The sequence below is a fragment of the Gilliamella sp. X-46 genome (assembly GCF_057063525.1).
The window spans coordinates 57,229-81,751 of the sequence record NZ_JBXSQH010000003.1 but is presented as its reverse complement, the minus strand read 5'-3'; the positions used below and the strand labels follow the sequence as shown (position 1 = coordinate 81,751).

General features: G+C 34.8%; 22 protein-coding genes. 13 read left to right on the top strand and 9 right to left on the bottom strand.

From position 1 onward, the window contains the following. Window positions 1-15: 15 nt before the first annotated feature. From rbsC to rbsD, 3 genes are read right to left on the bottom strand one after another with little or no spacing between them, the layout of a single operon-like run. The gene (gene rbsC / locus ACYIAJ_RS04750; RefSeq protein ID WP_160431084.1) at window positions 16-966 is read right to left on the bottom strand and encodes a ribose ABC transporter permease; all 951 of its coding nucleotides are present in this window, start codon (window positions 964-966) and stop codon (window positions 16-18) included. Next, window positions 953-2,467, bottom strand: coding sequence for a ribose ABC transporter ATP-binding protein RbsA (gene rbsA, locus ACYIAJ_RS04745; RefSeq protein WP_483560452.1), 1,515 nt, complete (start codon window positions 2,465-2,467; stop codon window positions 953-955). Before rbsA ends, rbsC begins: the two co-directional genes overlap by 14 nt. Window positions 2,468-2,500: 33 nt before the next feature. Then, on the bottom strand, window positions 2,501-2,920 hold the full coding sequence (gene rbsD, locus ACYIAJ_RS04740) for a D-ribose pyranase (protein ID WP_483560451.1): 420 nt from the start codon (window positions 2,918-2,920) through the stop codon (window positions 2,501-2,503). Between the two features lie 527 nt (window positions 2,921-3,447). On the opposite strand from rbsD, the gene ACYIAJ_RS04735 reads away from it, so the two are divergent. Together ACYIAJ_RS04735 and ruvC are read left to right on the top strand one after the other, a co-directional pair. After that, on the top strand, window positions 3,448-4,191 hold the full coding sequence (locus ACYIAJ_RS04735) for a YebC/PmpR family DNA-binding transcriptional regulator (protein ID WP_483560450.1): 744 nt from the start codon (window positions 3,448-3,450) through the stop codon (window positions 4,189-4,191). Then, a complete protein-coding gene (ruvC, locus tag ACYIAJ_RS04730; RefSeq protein ID WP_483560449.1) occupies window positions 4,191-4,679 on the top strand; it encodes a crossover junction endodeoxyribonuclease RuvC in 489 nt (162 codons plus the stop codon). Before ACYIAJ_RS04735 ends, ruvC begins: the two co-directional genes overlap by 1 nt. Window positions 4,680-4,806: 127 nt before the next feature. Here ruvC and ACYIAJ_RS04725 read toward each other — a convergent pair whose 3' ends face one another. Then, the gene (locus ACYIAJ_RS04725; protein ID WP_483560448.1) at window positions 4,807-8,016 is read right to left on the bottom strand and encodes an efflux RND transporter permease subunit; all 3,210 of its coding nucleotides are present in this window, start codon (window positions 8,014-8,016) and stop codon (window positions 4,807-4,809) included. Between the two features lie 19 nt (window positions 8,017-8,035). Beyond that, window positions 8,036-9,232: an efflux RND transporter periplasmic adaptor subunit gene (locus ACYIAJ_RS04720; protein WP_483560447.1), complete on the bottom strand. Its 1,197-nt coding sequence runs from the start codon at window positions 9,230-9,232 to the stop codon at window positions 8,036-8,038. A 410-nt stretch (window positions 9,233-9,642) separates the two neighbouring features. On the opposite strand from ACYIAJ_RS04720, the gene zipA reads away from it, so the two are divergent. The 4 genes from zipA (at window position 9,643) to ACYIAJ_RS04700 (ending at window position 13,583) form a co-directional block, all read left to right on the top strand. After that, window positions 9,643-10,542, top strand: a complete 900-nt coding sequence (gene zipA / locus ACYIAJ_RS04715; protein WP_483560477.1) for a cell division protein ZipA — start codon at window positions 9,643-9,645, stop codon at window positions 10,540-10,542. 230 nt (window positions 10,543-10,772) lie between these two features. After that, window positions 10,773-12,803, top strand: a complete 2,031-nt coding sequence (ligA, locus tag ACYIAJ_RS04710) for an NAD-dependent DNA ligase LigA (protein WP_483560476.1) — start codon at window positions 10,773-10,775, stop codon at window positions 12,801-12,803. A gap of 66 nt (window positions 12,804-12,869) precedes the next feature. Beyond that, a complete protein-coding gene (luxS, locus tag ACYIAJ_RS04705; protein WP_483560446.1) occupies window positions 12,870-13,385 on the top strand; it encodes an S-ribosylhomocysteine lyase in 516 nt (171 codons plus the stop codon). A gap of 9 nt (window positions 13,386-13,394) precedes the next feature. Further along, entirely contained in the window at window positions 13,395-13,583 is a 189-nt protein-coding gene (locus ACYIAJ_RS04700; RefSeq protein WP_267353069.1) for a 2-hydroxymuconate tautomerase, read from the top strand. Between the two features lie 121 nt (window positions 13,584-13,704). On the opposite strand, the gene ribA is transcribed toward ACYIAJ_RS04700, so the two are convergent. Continuing rightward, window positions 13,705-14,316, bottom strand: a complete 612-nt coding sequence (gene ribA / locus ACYIAJ_RS04695) for a GTP cyclohydrolase II (protein ID WP_483560445.1) — start codon at window positions 14,314-14,316, stop codon at window positions 13,705-13,707. Window positions 14,317-14,417: 101 nt separating this feature from the next. Between ribA and ACYIAJ_RS04690 the strand changes: the two genes are divergently transcribed. From ACYIAJ_RS04690 to ACYIAJ_RS04660, 7 genes are all read left to right on the top strand, one after another. Continuing rightward, window positions 14,418-15,137 (top strand): phosphatase PAP2 family protein, encoded by a 720-nt coding sequence (locus ACYIAJ_RS04690; protein WP_483560444.1) that lies wholly within the window; start codon window positions 14,418-14,420, stop codon window positions 15,135-15,137. 164 nt (window positions 15,138-15,301) lie between these two features. Further along, complete coding sequence (locus ACYIAJ_RS04685) at window positions 15,302-15,607, top strand: LapA family protein (RefSeq protein WP_483560443.1); 306 nt, start codon at window positions 15,302-15,304, stop codon at window positions 15,605-15,607. Window positions 15,608-15,620: 13 nt separating this feature from the next. Beyond that, complete coding sequence (gene lapB, locus ACYIAJ_RS04680; RefSeq protein ID WP_483560442.1) at window positions 15,621-16,799, top strand: lipopolysaccharide assembly protein LapB; 1,179 nt, start codon at window positions 15,621-15,623, stop codon at window positions 16,797-16,799. 13 nt (window positions 16,800-16,812) lie between these two features. Next, the gene (locus ACYIAJ_RS04675) at window positions 16,813-17,598 is read left to right on the top strand and encodes a YchF/TatD family DNA exonuclease (RefSeq protein WP_483560441.1); all 786 of its coding nucleotides are present in this window, start codon (window positions 16,813-16,815) and stop codon (window positions 17,596-17,598) included. Further along, window positions 17,588-18,700 carry a ribosomal protein uL16 3-hydroxylase gene (locus ACYIAJ_RS04670; RefSeq protein WP_483560440.1) on the top strand — a complete coding sequence of 371 codons (1,113 nt, stop codon included), beginning with the start codon at window positions 17,588-17,590 and terminating at the stop codon, window positions 18,698-18,700. The genes ACYIAJ_RS04675 and ACYIAJ_RS04670 overlap by 11 nt, the downstream gene beginning before the upstream one ends. A 185-nt stretch (window positions 18,701-18,885) precedes the next feature. Further along, a complete protein-coding gene (locus tag ACYIAJ_RS04665) occupies window positions 18,886-20,127 on the top strand; it encodes an MFS transporter (RefSeq protein ID WP_483560439.1) in 1,242 nt (413 codons plus the stop codon). 246 nt (window positions 20,128-20,373) lie between these two features. Further along, window positions 20,374-21,582: an aminotransferase-like domain-containing protein gene (locus tag ACYIAJ_RS04660; protein WP_483560438.1), complete on the top strand. Its 1,209-nt coding sequence runs from the start codon at window positions 20,374-20,376 to the stop codon at window positions 21,580-21,582. A gap of 77 nt (window positions 21,583-21,659) precedes the next feature. Here the strand turns inward: ACYIAJ_RS04660 and ACYIAJ_RS04655 are convergent, their stop codons facing one another. From ACYIAJ_RS04655 to ACYIAJ_RS04645, 3 genes are all read right to left on the bottom strand, one after another. Next, complete coding sequence (locus tag ACYIAJ_RS04655) at window positions 21,660-22,289, bottom strand: hypothetical protein (RefSeq protein WP_483560437.1); 630 nt, start codon at window positions 22,287-22,289, stop codon at window positions 21,660-21,662. Window positions 22,290-22,432: 143 nt separating this feature from the next. Continuing rightward, window positions 22,433-23,320 (bottom strand): SDR family oxidoreductase, encoded by an 888-nt coding sequence (locus tag ACYIAJ_RS04650; protein WP_483560436.1) that lies wholly within the window; start codon window positions 23,318-23,320, stop codon window positions 22,433-22,435. Between the two features lie 369 nt (window positions 23,321-23,689). Next, entirely contained in the window at window positions 23,690-24,133 is a 444-nt protein-coding gene (locus ACYIAJ_RS04645; RefSeq protein ID WP_483560435.1) for a hypothetical protein, read from the bottom strand. Window positions 24,134-24,523 lie beyond the last annotated feature (390 nt).

The window sequence follows — 24,523 nt, the reverse complement described above, 5'->3', positions numbered from 1 at the left end:
CCTAGTTTAAAGCAACTATTTATTGGTCTTTTTATCGACTAAAACTGCTAATAAGATAACAACACCTTTTACAATCATTTGGTAGTAAGCATCCACACCCAACATATTTAATCCATTATTTAAAAAGCCTAAAATTAAAGCACCTATCAGTGTTCCGATAATCTTTCCTCGTCCCCCAGACATACTAGTACCACCAAGAACAACAGCAGCTATTGCATCCATTTCATAACCTGTACCCGCTGTAGGTTGTGCTGAAGATAATCGTGCCACTTCAATAGTACTCGCAACAGCACAAAGTAAGCCACTAATGGCATAAACAATAATTTTTACCCGATCAACATTAATTCCTGAAAGACGAGTTGCAGCCTCATTTCCACCAAGTGCATAGATATAGCGACCCAAGCGAGTATATTTTAATAGGTACCATGCAAAGATAAAAACAATAGTCATAATTAATATTGGCACAGGAATGCCTAGTACTCGACCAAATGCAACCCATTCAAATAATTCAGAATTATCATTACTACCAGTAGAAATAGGACTACCTTTAGTGTAGACCTGTGTTACCCCCCGTAGAATAAGCATCATAACTAAGGTGGCAATAAAGGCTTGAAGTTTCCCTTTAGCTATAATAAGCCCCGAAAAAGCACCCAATAACCACCCTAAAGTCAAAGAGACAAAAATAGCAATAAAAGGTGAAATATCTGCACCAATCATAGAAGCAGTAATTGCACCTGTTAAAGCAAATATTGATCCCACACTTAAATCAATTCCAGAAGTTAAAATGACTAGAGTCATCCCAACAGCAATAACCGCATTAATTGAAGTTTGCTGTAATATATTGAAAAAATTATTTAACGTAAAAAAGTTATCACTTAAACAAGAAACAATAGCAATTAAAACGAGTAAAGTGATTAAGGACTTTTGTTCAATTAATATGTTCTTAAATGTTTTATTTTGCAACATCAGCGCTCTCCTGTGTTTTTCCAACGGCTGCTGCCATAAGTTTTTCTTGTGTTGCCTCACAACTTAAAAAGTGTCCTGTCACTCTTCCCTCGTGGATAACTAAAATACGATCACTCATACCCAGTATTTCAGGCATATCTGATGAAACTAAAATGACACTTAAACCTTGCTCTTTAAATTGATTAATGAGTTGATAAATTTCTTTTTTAGCTCCAACATCTACCCCTCGTGTCGGTTCATCTAAAATTAATATACTTGGGCGAGTCATTAAACCTTTAGCAATAGCAACTTTTTGTTGATTACCGCCAGATAAGAAGCCAATTGTTTGATTAATTGACGGTGTTTTAATATTAAATAATCCAACAAAGTCTTTAACTACTTCTTGTTCCTCAGTTAACCGTAATTTCTTAAATTTGCTGGCAAAATAATTTAGAGCATTAAGTGACATGTTATCTTTCACTGACATGCCTAAAATTAGTCCATCTTTTTTACGGTCTTCAGAAATATAAACAATACCATTTGTTAAACCTTCACGCGGTGAACTAATTTTAACTGATTTATCATTTAATATTATTTCACCTGACTTTGCAGGGTTAGCACCATAAATCATTTTCATTAATTCCGTTCGCCCAGCCCCCATTAAACCTGAAATACCAAGTATTTCGCCTTCATGAAGACTAAAACTAATATCATTTACGCCTACACCTTTTAAATTTTTAACCTCTAATGCAATGTTACCTCGAGGTACATTAATTCTTGGATATTGTTCTTGGAGCTTTCGACCAACCATCATTTCAATTAACATATCTTCATTTAATTGATCAATTTTTTTTTCACCAACAAATTGCCCATCACGTAATACAGTCACTTCATCACAAATTTCAAAAATCTCTTTTAATCGATGCGATATATAAACCACACCACAATTTTGTTTTTTAAGTTTTTTTATTACTTCAAAAAGAGACATTGTTTCAGTATCTGTAAGCGCATCAGTAGGTTCATCCATAATAATTACTTTGGAGTTAAAACTAAGAACTTTAGCTATTTCAACCATTTGCTGCTCACCAATAGATAAGTCACTAACTAAACGACGGCTATCATAATTCAGGTGAAGTTCAGCAAGTAATTTATCGGCTTGAGCGTATGTTTTTCTCCAATCTATACAACCGAATTTATTGGTAAATTCACGCCCTAAAAATATATTTTCAGCAATACTAAGCTGTGGAATTAAATTCAATTCTTGATGGACAATACCTATCCCAGCTTCTTGTGAAGATTTAGGCCCATGAAAGTTCACTTTATTACCTAAATAAATAATCTTACCTTCATCTTTTGGGTAAATTCCGGTTAAAACCTTCATCAAAGTTGATTTACCCGCACCATTTTCACCAATCAAAGCCATAACTTGGCCTGCGCGTACAGTTAAATTAACTCCGGCAAGAGCTTTTACACCAGGAAAGGATTTGTGAATATTTATAAGCTGTAAAAGATTATCGTTCATAAATCACTCATTATTTAGCTTTGTAGCTGAGATTTAAAAAATAACACCAGATTGTAAAATTATATTAGCAAACGGAGAACATTCACCGGTTCTAATAACAGCTTTACAATGACGAGTTTGAAGTTTTAGTTTTTCATGACTGACATAAATAGTTTCTATACTGTTATTTTGAGCCTGTTCAATTTTCTTAATTTGTTCTAGTATTAGCTTATGCATTTCACAATTTCGTTTAATAATTTCTTCAGCTAATATCACTTTTTCAATCTGCATATCTTTTGAAACTGTTTTGAAAACTTGAATAAATGATGGTACACCGTAAGTCACGGCTAAATCGATGCGTGGAGTATCGCTAGCAATGGGCAGGCCTGCATCACCTATCGCAATTTGATCTGTATGCCCCATTTTGGATAAGACATGAATAATTTCAGAATTAAACAATTGACCTTTATACATAATGTAATCCTTGGATAGATGAATAATAACCAATATCGAAACGTTTCGATGCTTATCATCTATCGGATAGATTATGACTGCAATATATAAAAATTAAACTTGTGATCTTGATCAATGTGAAATGATTCAGCTAAGCATACAGTTTTAAAAATTTATAATATGTAGGGAAACACCAAGTTGTTTTCACATCATAATTAAAATAACCCTTTAAAAAACTTATAAGGTGTTTTATCTGTTAATCGCTAATTATTTTGCTAATTATGTTGCTTTTCCATTAAAGTAGGTATCACTTTCTACTATTCTATTCTTTTGAAGATTAACTTTGTTTTTTTATGTATATTCAGTACAGTAGCTTACCTAATTACTGTAAACAACGCGAGTAACTCCTACATATAGATAAAAATATTATCATTGTTGTTAAATAATAATTTTACAGAACATAAAAACTTATAGGTATATTGATGATGAATTTTAGGTAAATATTTGCTAAAATATAGCGATTTTTAAATTATTATCTGGAGAATTTTATGGCAGGTCATAGTAAATGGGCCAATACCAAACACCGCAAAGCAGCACAAGATGCAAAACGCGGAAAAATCTTTACCAAAATTATTCGTGAGTTGGTAACTGCAGCAAAACTTGGTGGTGGCGATCCAGCGTCAAATCCACGACTACGTGCTGCAATGGATAAAGCATTATCGAATAATATGACTCGTGATACCATGAATCGAGCCATTGCTCGCGGTGTTGGTGGTGAAGATGATAGCAATATGGAAACAATTATTTATGAAGGCTATGGTCCCGCAGGTACAGCTGTCATGGTTGAATGTTTAAGTGATAACCGCAACCGTACAGTATCAGAAGTGCGTCATGCCTTTACTAAATCAGGTGGAAACTTAGGTACTGATGGCTCAGTTTCATATTTATTCACTAAAAAAGGGGTTATTTCATACCCTGTTGGCACAGATGAAGATAAAGTCATGGACGAAGCTCTTGAAGCTGGTGCCGATGATGTTGTAACTTATGATGATGGTGCTATTGATGTATTTACTACACCAGAAACTTTTGGTGAAATTAAAGATGCACTTGATGCAGCAGGTTTAGTTGCCGAAGCAGCTGAAGTATCTATGATTCCGTCAACAAAAGTTGATCTTGATATTGAATCTGCACCAAAACTATTACGTTTAATTGATATGCTTGAAGATTGTGATGATGTTCAAGAAGTTTACCATAATGGTGAAGTTTCAGACGAGGTAGCAGCAGCACTCTAATGGCCATTATTCTTGGCATCGATCCTGGCTCTCGTTTGACGGGTTACGGCGTAATCCAACAAACGGGACGTCAACTCACTTACCTTGGCAGTGGCTGTATTCGAACTGCTATTGATGATTTACCAACCCGGTTAAAACGCGTATACGCTGGTGTCAGTGAAATTATCTTACAATTCCAACCTGATATGTTTGCAATCGAACAAGTTTTTATGGCCCGTAATGCCGACTCTGCATTAAAGTTAGGTCAGGCAAGAGGCGCGGCCATTGTCGCAGCAGTAAATAATGATCTACCAGTATTTGAATATGCCGCTCGTTTAGTTAAGCAATCTGTAGTGGGAACTGGTGCTGCCGATAAAACCCAAGTGCAACATATGGTCAAATTACTATTAAAATTACCAGCTAGCCCTCAAGCTGATGCTGCTGACGCATTAGCTATAGCAATTACCCACGCTCACACTAGCCAACAACTAATAAAGTCTCGTAAGTAAAAACTTAATATTAATTTTTAACAAACATCTATAAATAAAAATGCGCCATTAAATTGGCGCATTTTATTTCTTAATATCTTAATTTTCAGCACAAGCGATACAATCTAACTCATGCATATAAAACCAACTATTCAGACTTCACTTTCGAACGGTTAGTCAATAATACGACTTTATTTCTATGTTTAGTAAATAGTTTTGTTACAAACAAAAAGAACAGTGGAACATAAAATATGGTTAAAAATGTTGCGGCTAACATGCCACCAATTACACCTGTACCTACTGCATTTTGACCAGCAGACCCAGCACCACTACTAGAGGCTAACGGATATACACCAAGAATAAAGGCAAATGATGTCATTAATATTGGACGTAGACGCAAGCGACAAGCTTCAAGCGTTGCATCAATTAATGATTTTCCTTCTTTTTCGATAGCATCTTTAGCAAATTCAACAATTAAGATAGCATTTTTTGCAGATAGACCCATTGTCGTTAATAGCCCTACAATAAAGTAAATATCATTATCAAGACCTCTAAACATAGTTGCATAAACTGTGCCTAAAATACCAAGTGGAATAATAAATAAAATCGAAATAGGAACGGTCCAACTTTCGTATAATGCCGCTAATGATAAAAATACAACGATAATAGAAATAAAATAAAGGGTTGTAGTTTGTGAGCCTGTTTGGCGTTCTTGATAAGAAATAGAAGTCCAATCAAAGGTAAAACCCTTAGGCAAATTTTTTGATAGCTCTTCCATTACAGCCATTGCTTGTCCAGAACTCATTCCAGGAGCAGGCGAACCACTTATTTCCATTGCTGATACACCATCATAACGAACGAGTGATGGTGAACCATAAGTTTTTGTCGTTGTAGCAAATGCATCATATGGAACCATTTCACCATTTCGATTTTTAACATGCCAATAACCAAAATCGTCAGGTAACATACGATATGGAGCATCAGACTGTAGGTACACTTTTTTAACTCGATTATTGTAAACAAAGTCATCAATATAAGCAGAACCTAACGCTGTCGACAATACCGTATTGACTGAATTGACCGAAACACCCAATGCTTGTGCAGCTTCAAAATCAACATTAATTTTGTACTGTGGAATATCAAGCATACTCCCTGGTCTAACTTGTTGTAGTTCTGGATGATCAGACGCTTGTCCCAACATTTGGAAAAATGCACCAACCAACGCATCATGCCCATAACCAGCAGTATCTTTCAGTACATATGAAAAGCCATTGGCCATACCTAATGCAGGTACGGCAGGTAAATTGGCAACAATTACCCGTCCTTCAGTTGTACTAGAAGTAAGTTCTCCGCCACTTTTAACCAAAGCATCAATTTTTTGATCAGTTCGTTTACGTTGTTCCCAATTTTTTAATCGAACAAAACCCATCCCCATATTTTGCCCACGTCCCACCGGACTAAAACCTGCAACAGTAAAAATTTCATCAACAGAATCTGCCTTTTTTTGGGTATAAAAATCAGATGCCTTATTTAATACTGACATCGTTTGTTCTAATGTTGAGCCTGGAGGTAATTCAACCATAACTAAAAGAACTCCCTGATCTTCGCTCGGCAAGAAACCTGTAGGTAAACGGTTAAATCCAAATAATAATCCAACCAATATTAAAGCATAACAGCCAAAAGCAATTATTGGATTACGAATAACTTTAATAACGCCTTTTTCATAAGAACGTAAACTTTTATCATAAAAACTATTAAACCATTTAAAAAAAGACTTAGTTCCTTTTGAACACCAACTAAATGGCGGTACTGATTCTAATTTTTCGCCCAATGAAATTTTTCTAATTTTATTTTTTGATGGAGCTTTTAAAATCTGTACACAAAGAGCAGGTGTCAATACAATTGCCATCAATACTGATAATCCCATCGCTGTTACAATGGTAATCGAGAACTGACGATATATTCCACCTGCTGCCCCGCCATAAAATGCCATCGGCACAAATACAGCAGATAATACAACCGCAATACCCACTAACGCTGATGTAATTTGTTCCATCGACTTAACGGTTGCATCATAAGGTGACAGCCCTTCATCATGCATAATCCGTTCAACGTTTTCGATAACAACAATAGCATCATCTACTAACAATCCAATAGCGAGTACCATCGCAAACATAGATAAGGTATTAATAGTAAATCCACAAATATAAAGAATCGCAAATGTACCTAACAATACTACAGGTACAGTAATAGTCGGAATAAGTGTAGAACGTAGGTTTTGTAAAAACACATACATTACAACAACAACCAAAACAATTGCTTCAATTAAAGTGTGAATTACATTACTAATTGATAATTTAACAAATGGAGTTGTATCATATGGAAAAGCATATTTAATATCTTCAGGGAAGATTTTAGATAACTCTTCTAATTTTTTATCAACCTTATCAGATGTATCTAATTGGTTAGCACCTGTTGCCAAATATATCCCAAGACCAGCTGATGCATTACCGTTATAACGAGAAATAAAGTTGTAATCAGATGCACCAATTTCAACTGTAGCAATATCTTTTAATAAGATATTAGAACCATTAGTATTAACTCGAACAAGAATATTTTGAAATTGTTCAGGCGTTTTTAAACGCGATTGTGCGGTAATTGTTGCATTAAGTTCTTGTCCTTCGGTTGATGGCAAAGCGCCTAATTGACCTGCCGTTACTTGTGCATTTTGCGCTTGGATAGCAGTTATAATTTCCTCAATGGATAAATTGTAATAAGTTAATTTATTTGGATCAAGCCAGATACGCATAGCATATTCAGAACCAAATAATTGTGTATCACCAACACCTTGCACTCGTCGAATTTGATCTTGTACAGTTGAATAGACAAAGTCAGCGATATCGGCTTGTGTTTTTTGTGGATTTGTCGAATAAAAACCAACAACCTTTAAAAAGTTAGTGTTATTCTTAGCGACTGATACCCCATTTTTTTGCACACTTTCAGGCAGACGGGATTTTATACTTTCTACTTTATTTAACACTTGCACTTGCGCAAAATCGGGATTAGTGCCAGGCGCAAAAGTTAACGTTGTTTGTACAAAACCTTGAGCGCTACTGGTTGATTTCATATAAATGAGATTATCTAATCCAGTTAAATTCTGCTCAAGCAGCTGAGTAACAGTGTTTTCGATAGTCTGCGCATCGGCACCAGGATAGGTTGCACTAACAGTCACAGCTGGTGGTGCAATATCAGGATACTGTTCAACGGCTAACAGCTTTATACATAAAGCACCGCCTAGCATCATCATGATAGCAATCACCCATGCAAAAACAGGTCTATCAATAAAAAACTTAGCCATAATTCAATCTACCCCTGTTTTATTTCATGCTTTTTTGGATGATACTATCTAACTGTCCTTGAGTAAGCGTTGTCGGATCGCCAACCATTTCACCTTTCATGGTTTTCCCCATTTCAACACCCGTCAAATTAAGTAAGCCTGTCACGATGACTTGTTCACCAACATCAATACCTTTTGTCACAACCCAATAACCACCTATACCAGTATAAACTTGAATATCTTGTCGATATTCAATTGTATTGTCGGATTTCAAAATTTTTGCAGTGTACTGACCTTGTTTATTACTGGTGATACCTTGTTGTGGAACAAGTATAGCATTTTTAATATAACCTAATGTCACTTGTGGTTTAACAAACATACCTGGTAAAATTTTGCCTTCATTGTTGGCAAATTGAGAGCGTAATGTCACTGTACCTGTCGTTTCGTTTACAGTCATATCTGAAAATTTAATATTACCAGGTAGAGCATATTTTGAACCATCGTTAAAAAATAATTCTACATTATTTCCTTTTGCTGGCTCATAAATAACATTTTCATCTTGAAGATACTTATTATAACGAGTAGCCGCTTCTGTCATATCGACATAAATCGGATCTAGTTGTTGAACTAATGCAAGCGGTGTTGACTGACCAGCTGCGACTAATGCACCTTCAGTTACGCTTGATTTACCTATATATCCATCAATTGGTGAATACACTTTCGTATACTCTAAATTAACTTTAGCTGTATGCTCAGCAGCTTGTGCAACTAATACAGCGGCTTCTGCCTGTTTAGCATCGGCAGCTGCTTTATCGTAATCTTGTTGACTGATTGATTTGGTATTTAGTAACCCAGCATAACGTTTTAGTGTAAGCTGTGCAATATTCGCATTTGCTTTGGCACTAGCAACACTAGCAACAGCACTATCATAATTAGCTTGATAAATAGCTGGATCGATTTGATAAAGTGACTGTCCTGCCTTAACATTTGAACTTTCGTCAAACTCACGCTTTAAAACAATACCACCGACTTGAGGTCTAATTTCAGCAATTTGAGATGCAACAACCCTACCCGGCAAACTAATTTTTAGGGTATAGTTTAACGGTTCAACTTTAAACACAGTTACTTTCGGTAAATTATTATTACCGTTTTGTGATTTACCATTATCACAGCTTGTTAATAAAAGCAGACCGACGCACGCCACAGGCAAGGCTAATAACAGCTTGTTAAATCTCATATAAAAATGACCTCAGTAAACTTAATAATTATTTTATTTTTTTTAAAATTAAATAACAGTTCTTATTTAAAAGTAATCGGCAATTTTACAAAAAATATGCATAGATTGTAAGTAGCTTTACCGCTTAATAGCACAGAGTTCTAAAAAATAACTAAGTGAGTCATCATATAAAAAAAAGTATATTGATAATTATGATTATTGCTATAAATAAAGTAATATAGACTAACTAATTTTTTGTGCTATAAAGTATCTTAAAGAAAATGTTATACTACCAATATCAAATACGGTTGCTTTAATGAAAATTGCTAAGATTAAAGTAAAAATTTACATTGCAGTGCTCCGTAATCATTTTTTTTAAAATATGATTAAATAATTAATGAGTCTATATTTAATTTAATACAGAGATGGTTATTATGGATAATTTACGTATTGTTCTAATTGTTGTTGCATCCTTGGTCATTATTGCATTGCTTATCCATGGATTTTGGATCAATAAAAAAGAACGTTCTTCTCTTTTTAGTTCAAATAAAAAAGGAGAATTCGGGCAAAAAATTCAACAAAATCAAAATTTATCTATGAATGAAATAGAAGATGATGATGTCATTTTACTCAAACCTAAAACAACAAAAAATAATGAGATCGTTGAAAGTAGTGTAGTTATAGATGAAGCGATAGAAAAACAAAACAATAAGCCTCAACAAAAAGATTTATTTGTTGATAACGACGATCAACAAGAAATTCATGCAGACAAAGAGCAAGAACCTGTTATTAACGTTAATCGTGATCTTTTTGAAGATGAAAAAGAACTTGAGCCAACGCAAGTAACAAAAGAAAAACAAGTTCATACTAATAGCGATAAACCAAAAACATTAAACACTAACGAAGAACAATCCAAAACCGAAATTATCGTGTTAAATGTCACTGGTCTTAACGGAAAATTACTACAAGGTGATGTGTTACTTGCTAGTATTATGCAATCTGGTTTTCAGTTTGGCGATATGCGAATTTTCCACCGCCATGTGGATCCTGCTGGTAATGGTCCAATATTATTTAGTTTAGCCAATATGGTTACACCAGGCTATTTGGACCCTGAAACAATGCATGAGTTTACTACTCCTGGAGTATCTATTTTCATGGTTGCACCGACAGAAGGTAACAACCAACAAAATTTTAAATTAATGTTACAAACAGCGCAACGCATAGCAGATGATGTCAACGGTGTGGTATTAGATGATGAACATCACATGCTAACTCCGCAAAAAATTGACAGCTATAAAGATCGAATAAAAAAGGCCTGTAACGAAATCTAGCCACAGTATTTTCAGCAAATCTTTAACAAAACGCCACCAATCTAGGTTGGTGGCTACAAATAAATATTAATATAACATATTTATTTAAATGACTTAATTTGGCTATGCATTATTCACAGTTAAATTAATGCAATTGTAATGATTTCCCCAAACCCTACGTTTTAATTTAAGAGCCGATTATTATGTCAATATCTAATAAATCCGAAAACTCAACAAATCTATCTGAATCAATTAAAGATATAACAAAACAATTGACTTCACTACGGAACCTAATTAGGCATCATGAATACTGCTATTACGTACTTGATACGCCAGAAATTCCCGATGTTGAATATGATAAATTAATAAAACAACTTCAAACACTAGAACAACAATATCCAGACCTTATTACACCCGATTCCCCCACCCAACGAGTTGGTGGAGTCCCATTAGCTCAATTTGCATCGATCAAACATAAAATACCTATGTTATCACTTGATAATGTTTTTGATGAAGCTAGTTTTATTGCATTTAACAAACGAATTAAAGATCGTCTTCATTTAAGTGATACTGAGAAAGTTGAATATTGCTGTGAACTCAAACTTGATGGACTTGCTGTCAGCCTACTTTACGAAAATGGACACTTTATACAGGCTGCAACCCGAGGTGATGGAACAACAGGGGAAGATATAACAGCAAATGTAAGAACCATTAAAACAATTCCGCTCACTCTAAGGGGAGACAACATTCCAACTCGACTAGAAGTCCGCGGTGAAGTATTTATAACGCATAAAGGCTTCGAAAAACTTAATACCGATGCCCAAAAGCATAACGAAAAAACCTTTGCCAACCCACGTAATGCAGCGGCTGGATCATTAAGACAGTTAGATCCTAAAATTACAGCTAAACGACCATTAACATTCTTGTGTTATGGTGTTGGTATTGTTGAAGGCGCTACATTGCCAAATACCCATTATGACCGTTTGATGCAATTCAAAGCTTGGGGTCTACCAGTTAGCGATAAAGTGCAAAAACACCAAGGTGCACAAGCTGCTTTAGCCTACTTTAAAAAAATTGGCGAACAACGCATGTCGCTTGGTTTTGATATTGATGGAGTGGTCATCAAAGTTAATAGCATTGAACAACAAAACGAACTTGGTTTTGTTGCTCGTGCACCAAGATGGGCTACCGCATTTAAGTTCCCTGCTCAAGAACAAATTACACAATTAAACAAAGTAGACTTCCAAGTCGGACGAACTGGTGCAATTACACCAGTTGCAAGACTTGAACCTGTTTCAGTCGCAGGTGTTATTGTAAGTAACGCAACACTACATAATATTGATGAAATCGCTCGATTAGGTGTGCGAGAAGGCGACTATGTAACAATACGCCGAGCAGGTGATGTAATTCCTAAAATTGTAGCCGTTATATTGGATAAAAGACCTAAAGACACAAAAGAGATCATATTCCCAACACACTGTCCTATTTGTGGATCACTAATAGTTCGAGATGAAGGTCAAGCTATATCTCGTTGTGCTGGAGGTCTAATTTGTCCAGCTCAACGTAAAGAAGCTTTAAAACATTTTGTTTCACGAAAAGCAATGAACGTAGAAGGAATGGGTGACAAACTCATTGAGCAACTCGTTGATAAAGACTATGTAAAAACTCCTGCTGATTTATATAAACTAAATCTACCAATGTTATGTAGTTTAGATAAAATCGGTGAAAAATCTGCCAATAATTTATTAAATGCATTAGAGGAATCTAAAAATACCACATTAAGCCGATTTATATTTGCACTCGGTATACCAAATGTGGGCGAAGTGACTGCCGAAAACCTAGTTAACCAACTCGGCAATTTATCGGCAATAGAAAACACCTCACTTGAACAGCTACAAATGGTAAACGATATCGGCGTTGTCATTGCAGAAAGCATTATAGACTTTTTTCAAGAACCGCATAATCGCAATGTCATCGAACAATTAACAAGTAATGAAATTGGTATTCACTGGCAAGATATCAATCCACAGATGCAACCACTTAATACTGACTCGCCGTTTTTTGGTAAAACTATAGTATTAACTGGAACATTATCAGTTTTAACTCGAGACGAAGCCAAAAAGAAATTAAAACAATTTGGCGCCAAAGTAACGGGCAGTGTATCGAAAAATACCGATCTAGTCATTGCTGGAGAGGCCGCTGGTTCGAAACTAAATAAAGCCCAAGAACTGGGCATCAAAGTTATTGACGAACAAGAAATGCTAAATTTACTTGCTCAGTAAAAATAAACCCCACTGGTACTCGTTAATCGATTGATTAAAAAAGTACCAAAAAATAAGGAGGAAGTTATGCCTTTACTAGATAGTTTTAAAGTTGATCACACCAAAATGAAAGCCCCTTTTGTACGAATTGCAAAAACAATGGCAACTCCAAAAGGTGATAATATTACTGTATTTGATCTACGATTTACTATTCCAAACAAAGATAATCTACCTGAAAAAGGGATTCATACATTAGAACATTTATTTGCAGGCTTTATGCGCGACCATCTTAACAGTGATAAAGTTGAAATAATAGATATTTCACCGATGGGATGCCGTACAGGCTTTTATATGAGCTTAATTGGCAAGCCGGACGAAACATTAATAGTTGATGCATGGTTAAAATCAATGCATGATGTATTAAATGTTAAATCGCAAAATCAGATCCCAGAATTAAATGAATATCAATGTGGTACTTATAAAATGCATTCATTAGATGAAGCCAAAACCATCGCCGAAAAAATTATAAAATGCGGTATTGGAATATGCCATAATGATGAGATCGCATTGACGGATGAACAGCTTACTAAAATTAATCACTAGGAGATATCTATGCCAAATGTTGTTATCGATTTTTTAGAGGGTCGTACTATAGAACAAAAAAGAGAAATGGCAAAACGCGTAACAGATGCCATTGTCGAAACCCTTAACTGCAAACCCGAAGCAGTACAAATCATCATGCATGAAATATCAAAAGATCAGATTGCTAATGGTGGCGTGCTACGCTGTGATAAAGACTGATTTTAACATAGCCAAATTAATGGCAAAACAAGTTAAAACAATATTTTAGATATCTAAGACTCTTAAAATCTCAAAATACAAAATATATTTTGAGATTTTAAGTTGTTATTTACTTAAATAATCAATGATTACAATGACAGTGATGTAAATGAAGTAAATGACCCATTTTATTAGCTTTGGTTTCTAAATAGTGTTCATTATCTGGATTTTCGCCAACTTCCAATGGCTCTCGTTGTGTAATTTTAATGCCAGACTGCTCAAGCACTCTTATTTTTTCTGGGTTATTGGTTAATAAGCGAATTTGTGATACACCCAATAAAGCTAGTATGTCTGCACATAAGGTAAAATCGCGTTCATCCGCTGCAAACCCCAATTGCTCATTAGCTTCAACCGTATCTAAGCCTTGATCTTGCAATGCATAAGCTCTAATTTTATTCAGTAACCCAATATTACGCCCTTCTTGACGATGATAAATTAAAATGCCCTTACCTTCTTTTGCAATTTGTTTTAAGGCTGCTTCTAACTGAAAGCCACAATCACAGCGTAAACTAAAAAGCGCATCACCTGTTAAGCATTCAGAATGAATTCTTGTAAGAACTGATGTATCGCCAGATATATCGCCAAATACCAATGCCACATGATCCTTTTTTGTTGCAATTTCTTCAAATCCAACAATAGTGAAACATCCCCATGGCGTTGGCAGTTTCGCTTGTGCAACGCGTTTTAATTGCATTATTGTCTCCGTTTTAAATAAAACATAGCTAAGATTTTATAAAAATAAATCTATCTTCTATGCTAAAATATTAAGCAATTTGTACTTAATTGAGTTTATAAATGGGGTTAGTAATAAAAAAAACAATAGCCATATTGGCTATTTTCTTAGTTGTGCCTTTAGTTATTATAGCTATAAATTGGCATTGGCAACCAGCGTCATTAAATGACACATCTAAATATTTATTCGTAATAACTGAAACAGCAAGTTTTCCTTGGGCAATAATTACATCGACAATTTTATTCTTAGTATTTTGTCTATTATCACCCAGTAAAACGAAAAAAAAAATTATATTATTATGGTTACTTCTTGTTAGTGCAATATTAAGTGGGCAGACAATTAAAAGTTTTTTAAAATCGCAGACAGCCGAATCAAGACCTTATGTACTTTGGATGGCAAAAGAATTTAATATTAGTAACCAACAATTTTATTCTAAATCGGAATTAGAAAGAAAAGAACTTATTCAGCAGCTATTTAAAAATTCACCCATAATTCCAAGTTGGTTATCTAGCCATTGGCAAAATGAAACTGGATTTGCTTTTCCTTCTGGACATACTTTATTTGCTGTAACTTGGGCATTTTTAGCTTTAACATTACTTAAATTTAAGCAGCATTATGTGATAGTATCAATTACCATTATTTGGTCGATATTAATTGAAATTAGCCGGCTATTATTAGGCATGCACAGCCCGATTGATCTAATAACAAGCATATTAATCGCTTGGATAATTTCATTAATCAGCTATTTTTATGCTAGAAAATGGCATATAGTAGATGAATAATTTTTAAATACTAATTTTGAAAAACTGCCATTAACAATGGACGAATTTGATTTTTGAATGTCATTGATAACTGTTTAACTAATAAAAGTAATTGTTATGAACAGTCTAGTATAATAAATAAAAACGTTTAACTAAAACTAAAAATAAAAAGAAAGGTCAACATTATGAAATTTGTTATATCAATTTTACTGATAATTATCATCTTTGCTATCTCAATAGCAATAGGTTCAGCTAATAATCAAATAGTAACTTTTAATTATTTGGTGGCTAAAACTGAAATCCGTTTATCGGTATTATTAGCCATTTTATTTGGTTCAGGTTTTATTGTTGGTTGGATATTAACAGGCGTGTTCTTTTTAAAATCTAAATTCCAACATTCATCAACAAAACGTAAATTAAACAAATTACAAAAAAAATATGATGAAGGCGTAACCAATCACCAACAAACAAACTTAACTAAAACCAATTAAGAATTAGATTACTATGTTTGAACTGTTATTTCTGCTACTTCCTATTGCCGCCGCATACGGTTGGTATATGGGTGACAGAAATGCAAAACAAAAACATCTAAATGAATCTAACCGACTATCTCGTGAATATGTAGATGGTTTAAATTTCCTATTGTCTAACCAAAAAGACAAAGCTGTTGATCTTTTCTTAGACCTGTTAAAAGAAGACGATGGCACACTTGAGGCACATTTAACATTAGGAAACCTATTTCGCTCTCGAGGCGAACTTGATAGAGCGATACACATTCATCAAGCACTTTTAGAAAGCTCGTCTTTAACATTTGAACAACGATTATTAGCTATTCAACAACTGGGTCGGGATTACATGGTTGCAGGCCTTTACGATCGAGCCGAAGAGATGTTTTTGCAATTAATCGATGAAGAAGACTTTCAACAACATGCATTACAGCAACTTATCATTATATACCAATCAACCAGTGAATGGATAAATGCCATTCACGCGGCAACAAAACTAGTAAAGCTTGGCAATGAAAAATACAAAACTGATATCGCACAATTTTATTGTGAATTAGCATCACAAGCTATTGCTAATGATGATCTTGATAAGGCAAATAGCCTATTACAAAAATCAGCAATGGCAGATAATAAATGTGCTCGTACTTCACTCATGTTGGGGCGAGTTCTTATGGTACAAGATAAAACAGAGCAAGCTATCCAATCTTTTCAACAAATATTGCAACAAGACAAAGCCTTTGTTGGCGAAGCACTACCTTTATTAAAAGAGTGCTATTTAAAACTCAATAACCAACATGAATTTCAGCAATTTTTACAATTATGTGTCGATCAAGATACCGGTAATGTAGCTGAGCTGATGCTTGCTGATCTTATTGAAAAACAAAAAGGTTTAGATTCTGCACAATACTTCATGTATCGTGAATTACTTAAACATCCTAACTTAAAAGGATTTTATCGATTAATGAACTATCATGTTGCCGATGCAGAACAAGGTAAAGCTAAAGAAAGCCTTTTACTTTTAAGAAACATGGTTGGCGAACAAATAAAAACTGTGCCCAATTACCGATGCCAAAAATGTGGGTTCACAGTTAACTCAATCTACTGGTTATGCCCTGCTTGCCGTTCGTGGTCTACAATAAAACCTGTTCGTGATTTTGAACAACATTCAGATAAATAAAAAAGAGATTTTTATGTTTTTAATTGACTCTCACTGCCATTTAGATAGTTTAGACCTTAGTACTAAATCTATCAAAGATGTGTTACAAGAAGCTTCCAACAACGACGTTAAACATTGCCTAAGCGTGGCAACAACGCTGTCGGGCTATGAAACCATGAAACATAAGCTTACACCTTATCAAAACCAATGCTCTTTTTCGTGTGGAATTCACCCACTTAACCTTGATGACGAAATATACGATGCAGAGCGTTTTCAAAAGTTAGCCCAAGAAGATAACGTCGTAGCACTAGGTGAAACAGGTCTTGACTATTATTACCAACAAGACAATTTAGAGCAACAACAAGAGAATTTTAAAGAGCATATTCGATTAGGTCGAAAACTAAGTAAGCCCGTCATTGTCCATACACGTAATGCCAAAGAAGATACCTTAAAAATCTTAAAAAATGAGCATGTTCATTCGGGCGTATTGCACTGTTTTACAGAAGATATCGAAACAGCAAAACAACTATTAGATATCGGTTTTTATATCTCATTTTCAGGAATAATCACCTTTAAAAATGCCGAAGCCCTACGCGAAGTTGCCAAATATGTGCCACTTGATCGTATCTTGGTCGAAACAGACTCACCTTATCTTGCCCCCGTTCCATATCGAGGCAAAGAAAACCAACCCGCTTATGTTCGTGAAGTGGCACAATATTTATCTGCTCTAAAAGGTGTCTCTTTAGAAGAGATAGCGCAAAAGACCACATCTAACTTTTGTCAATTATTCAATCTTCAAGGAAAATTAAATGAATTATAAGTTAGCCATTGATTGGGATGATTTTTTAACAAACTATTGGCAAAAAAAACCGGTAATCCTACGCAAAGCATTTGCGCATTTTATTGATCCCATCACACCCGATGAACTAGCGGGTTTAGCAATGGAAGAAGAAATCGATAGCCGGATTGTTTCTAATAAAGATGGTATTTGGGATGCTAGATTTGGGCCATTTACTCAATATGATAACTTAGGAGAAGATCATTGGAGTTTGCTAGTACAAGCTGTTGATCACTGGCACGAACAAGCTGCCACACTACTTGAGCCTTTTAAATGCATGCCACAATGGCAATTTGATGATCTAATGATTTCTTACGCAACACAAGGTGCTGGCGTTGGACCCCATATCGATAATTATGATGTGTTTATCATTCAAGGCATGGGCAGCAGACGTTGGCAAGTTGGCGATCGCAACCAACATTATAAACAATTTAATGCACACAAAGCATTATTGCATGTTGAAGAATATCAACCCATCATTGATGAAGAAATCACTGCTGGCGACATCTTATACATTCCACTAGGTTGCCCGCATAATGGCACATCCATTGGTGAATCACTCAGTTATTCTGTTGGTTTTATGACACGAACCTCACAAGAGCTATTAAGTAGCTTTGCAGATTATGTCATTGATAATCTGCCAAATGGTATTTATTATCAAGATCCAGATTTAAAACGACCTAAAGATCCATACCAAGTTCAGCCTTATGAACTAACAAAACTACAAGATCAAATCATCGATTTAATCAAAAAACCAGAGTTATTTAACGATTGGTTCGGTAAACACATTACACTACCAATGCACGATTTAAATATTCTGCCAGTTGAACCACCATACGATTATAACGAATTTGAATCGCTACTAAAAAATGGAGCAGAACTAAACCGAGTACAAAGTATTCGAATCCTTAAGGTGGGCGATTGTGGCTACATCCATGGCGAAAAAATTGATCTACCAATGCCCGTCATTGATCTTCTTTGTAAAACTGAAACACTCTCTTACCAACAGTTACAAGATACAAACACGCTTCAAGTCATGCTTGATCTTGTTAACAAAGGCTATTGGTACTTTGCCGAAGAATAACATCACATCTCTGCCGATAATAAAATCGGCAGATAAAACGACTATTTAGAGCTTTAAGCTTGGCTTTTTTTAACTTTTAAGGATATACTTGCCCCGCTTTAATTTACCCGCCGTTTAATCAAAAATTAAACATCATAAAATGGAAATTTTAAGTAACTATCTAATTTTAAAAACTAGAGGTATACATGAAAACCGAAGCAAACGCAGCCCTGCAAGCAGAAAGTGAAAGCAAATGCACAACCCCATATCAAAAAAGAACTCTATTTGCATCCACCGTTGGTTACGCACTAGATGGCATGGATATGATGATTTTAGGTGTGTGTTTTAGTCTAATTTCAGTCAGCTTCAACTTAACAAAAACAGATTTAGGCACTTTAACCTCAGTAACCTTACTTGGCGCCGTATTAGGTGGCATTTTATTTGGTATACTTGCCGATAAATATGGTCGAGTAAGAGTCTTTTCATGGACTATTTTAATATTTTCTCTTTTTACTGGATTATGTGCAATTTCACCTAATTACGAATGCTTTTTAATATTTCGCTTTTTAAGTGGACTTGGACTTGGCGGTGAATTTGGGATAGGAATGACTTTAGTTTCTGAAAGCTGGCCTAAAAATAAACGCTCAAGAGCAACCTCTATTGTTGCATTAGGTTTTCAAGTCGGCATTATTTTAGCTGCATTAACGGTCAACTTTATTGGCGAAATTCATGGTTGGCGCTGGGCTTTTGCGATGGGTGTGCTACCTGCTCTATTTGTTGCATGGACACGTAAAGGTCTAAAAGAACCAGAAATCTGGCAAAATCTAAAAGACCAAAACAAAAACAAAATAGCCGTTGGCAAATTATTTAAAAACCCAAGAACCATAGCAACCACAATAGGATTAACCATCGCTTGTGCAGTACAAAACTTCGGTTTTTATGGACTCATGATTTGGATGCCAAATATGATTGCAACTGAGCTCAAATTGCCATTTAAAAATACCATGTTTTGGACTATTTCAACCACTATAGGTATGTCATTAGGAATTCTAATTTTTGGTTGGTTATGTGATAAGTTTGGTCGTCGCCCTTCTTATATCTTCTTTTTATTCATCTCGGCTGTTTCAATTTGGTTCTATTTTCATCAAACCGATATGTTTATATTAATTATCTTTGGCTCAGTAATTGGCTTTTTTGTCAATGGCATGATGGGCGGATATGGCGCATTACTTGCTGAACATTACCCAACAGATGCTCGTTCAAGTGCTGAAAATATTATTTTTAATGTCGGTCGAGGCATTGCCGGTGCATCACAAGTACTAATTGCTTATTTAGCCACCGTTTACTCAATTAGCTACGCATTAGCTTTACTATCAGCTGCTTATTTATTATCGGCCGCTGCATTTGTCTTTTTAATACCTGAAACAAAAGGCAAAGAACTCGAATAAAATTAGAAACAAACAGGGCAATTGCCCTGTTTCTTTATGCCAGACACATTAACTACCTCAAACACTCTTAAATTGTTTAATTTGTTTTAATGACAAATTAAACACCTGATATTATAGTGAAGATTAAAACGATACTGTGACTATTATATTGTCGATATTCAAACCATTTTAAACAGAAGCATATTGGTCAAGATATAGTGATGAACTAATAAAACTAACTATCAATAAAAATTAAGGTGTGTATTTATGTTGTGGAAACTATCTAACCGAGCTATAGCATTAAAAAGCTCCGCTATTCGTGAGATTTTAAAAATCACCGAACAACCTGATGTAATTTCATTTGCTGGGGGCTTACCTTCGCCAAATACCTTTCCGATCCAAGAAATAAAAGATGCCTTTAACCATATTATTACTGCTGACGAAATGAGTGGCTCTTTGCAATATGGTCCAACTGAAGGGTATGCACCGTTACGCATCTGGTTAGCTGAATATTTATCTCGACGCGATCACACCAACATTAAACCTAATCAAATTTTGATTGTAACAGGTTCTCAACAAGCCTTAGATCTTATCGGTAAAGCATTGATAGACAAAGGAAGCAAAGTCCTAGTTGAAACCCCAACCTATTTAGGTGGATTACAATCTTTTACCCAATATGAACCCGAGTATATTTCGTTAGAAAGTGATGAAAAAGGCATTATTCCAGAAAAACTTAACGACAAAACTGCATCCGATGCCAATTTTATGTATATCATTCCTAACTTTCAAAACCCTACAGGACGTCGTTTATCATTAGAGCGACGACAACAATTAGCGGAAAAGGCAATTCGTAACAACCTCACCTTGGTCGAAGATGATCCTTATGGAGAGTTAGATTATCAAGGTCACCGTTTACCAAGCTTATATAAACTAGCACCAGAAAATACCATCTATTTAGGATCTTTCTCGAAAATTTTAGCACCTGGACTACGCCTTGGATATATCGTAGCCAATGAAAAATTAATCAACAAATTAGTACAACTAAAACAAGCTGCCGATCTACATACACCAAGCCTAACTCAACGTATTGCTTACCATGTGATAAAAGATGGTTTTCTTGATAGCCATATCCCCACTATCCGTGAATTATATAGCCATCGCTGCCAAGCAATGTTAAAGGCATTACAAAAATACATGCCAACCACAGTTGCTTGGAACAAACCCGAAGGCGGCATGTTTATTTGGGTTGAATTGCCTCAAAATATTAATGCAACTGAACTACTCAGCGAAGCCATTGAACATAAAGTCGCTTTTGTACCCGGTGAAACCTTTTTTGCCAATGCTATTCAAACTAATTGTATGCGACTTGCTTTTGTCACCGTACCAGAAGAAAGAATAGAACAAGGCATCAAAATCCTAGCTAAATTAATAACCAACTGGTCAGACATACTAGAAGAAAACCCAACCATAATGTAACTCATACCAATAAAAAAGGGCTCAAATAGAGCCCTTTTATTACCAATAAATTAAACGTTCTTGTCATTAATCAATCATTATTGATTAGCACCACAATCACTTGGTTTTACATCTAACGTCAAGACTTTTTCGTTGTTAATATAGTAACTATGACTAGCACCTTCAGGGAATACTAACCTTTGTGTATTCATATTGGCATTATTACTACAATAAATCCCAAGCAAATTAGTGCGTATATTTTTTTGATTGCTTTCGGTTTGTAACGCATCTTTAGTTATATCTTTTACTGTATATTTATAATCAATAACATTATTACCTTTTGACACATCAACTAAAGTCGTGTTTTGATCAATAACTACAGGCAATTTTGTTTTAATCGCTTTAACCACCAAATCTTGAGCAAAACTATAATTGCCATCTTTTAGCTTGTTCATAATTTCTTCGCTTTCCGATTTTGTTTGTTCATACAAATCTTTGGCTTTATCACTAACGGCAGCGCTTGTTTGCTTAGCTTTATCGCTAAGCTCCGAGGCCACTTGTTTGGCTTTTTCGCTAGCGTCTGATCCCATTTGATTGGTCTTATCGCTAATTCCTGAACCTGTTTGTTCCGCTTTTTGTTTCATATCATTAGTTGTTGATTTTGAATTATCACAATTAACTAAAAAAAGTCCCAACACAGCTAAAGTGATCACTTTAAAAAGTTTCATTTTATTATCCTTTTGGTTTTCTATTTTATATAGGACTACAATGAATCAAGTTATCATAGTCCGTTTATTTAAAATAAATTAATCGAATATAGCACTGTCAGCAAAATGACTTAGTCAAGCCATTTTGCGCTAACAAATATTAATTAGTTAATATGCATACCACCTGTAACACCATAGGTTTCGCCAGTTGTATAGCTTGATTCTTCTGACGCTAAGTGCACATAAACGCCAGCAAGCTCAACCGGTTGTCCAGCTCTTTGTAGTGGAGTTTGTTTACCAAATTCAGGGATAACATCACTTGGCTGACCTCCACAGATTTGTAGTGGTGTCCAAACTGGACCTGGTGCCACACTATTTACACGAATGCCCTTTTGCGCTAATTGCTTAGCTAAGCCTCGAGTAAACGCGATAATAGCTGTTTTAGTTGCAGCATAATCTAATAAATTACCACTAGGTTGATAAGCCTGAACAGACGAAGTTGTAATGATTGTTGAACCCGGTTTTAAATATCCTAAAGCCGCTTTAGTGACCCAAAAAAGTGAAAACACATTCACTTCAAAAGTTTTTTTAATTTGCTCGGTGGTAAGCTCCATAATATCTTCAACTGCAGTTTGCTTACCTGCAACCAATGTCAAATTATCTAATCCGCCTAATTTATGGTGTGCTTCATCAACTAATTTTTTACAAAAAGCCTCATCACTTAGATCACCGGGAATTAAAACGGCTTTACGCCCCGCGGCTTCGATAACTTTAGCAACTTCTTCTGCATCTTTTTGTTCAAAAGGAAGATAATTGATTGCGACATCGGCACCTTCTTTAGCATAAGCAATCGCCGCTGCACGCCCAATTCCGGAATCACCACCAGTCACAAGCATTTTACGCCCTTCTAAGCGACCGTGACCTTCATAACTCTTTTCACCGCAATCAGGAATTGGATTCATTTCGCACTGTAAAGCTGGTGCAACTTGTTTTTGTTTTGGGAACTTGTCATGATGATATTTTGTAAGTGGATTATAGATTTGTTTACGCATAATTTGCTCCTAATTTAATCTATATTTTCATGATACTTCCATATGATTTAAATAAAATCGATTAATACTCACAAATTCCTATGTGTACTTATATCAATATTAAAAATAATTAATAAATTTAATAAATTATATGACTTAAGGTTGGGACTTTTATTTTTAGAACTGAATTCAGCTACCTGGTAACATCCTCCAAATTTTTAAATAAATTAAAAATCAAGACTAAAAATTCATGAAAGGTGACTTTGATTGGGCTTGGTGAAATTGGTGAAATTAGTCATATCAAAGCCATTTATACTGCATAATTTTTTATATGATTTAGTGTAGCAAATTAAAATTAACTAAGCTAGCGATCTCGAATAAAAAAAATGGCTAATCAATCTTGCAATCTGTTGATTTTAATTCGATTATTATAATTTCTTTATTATTAATATCGTAGTGATAGTTAACACCATCAGGAAAATCGTTTTTTAGCTCTTTCATTTCATCACTATTTTTGCAATACGCTTTGAGTAATTTTTGGCGAATAGTATCAATAGTGCTTGGCAATAATAGAGCTTGTTCAGGTGTGTTTTTAACACTATAGGTATAGTTAATCGTATCATGATCTCTTGATATACCTACTAACGTAGTAAGCTCATCAATATCAATTGGTAACGCTTTTTTTATTGGTTCAATCACTGAATTTTGAGCATCATCAAGATCACTATTTTGCGAGTCCGTAGCAGACACATTTTGCGAAGGATTCTTAACATTATCACAACTTACTAAAAATAGATTTAAAAAAACAAAAACACTTAGTTGCAATATTTTCATACTGATATCTCTTTTAGCGTTTTAGATATTTAATATTTCTGAATATTACTTATGTTTACTATTTATATACTAAATCAGTAAAAACACCAAAACAACCCTCAAAACTTGAACTTTTATACTAAAACAAATGTTTTCTTTAAATTTTTCTATATGATATTTATACCGTATAATAAAAACGACAAAAAACTGTTGCACTTTTTTTTAAAACGAGTATTTTGTTAACAATAATTTTTAAAAATAACAAAAAATTTAACCATATAATAACATTATGAAGTTTTCACTCAAAATCGTCCTCATCAACATTATTGTCAGCGTGGTCATTATTCCAACGCGGGGGCGTTTTTGAATTAAAAATATCTTCATACATAAATCAAAAACCCCCGCTCCCAA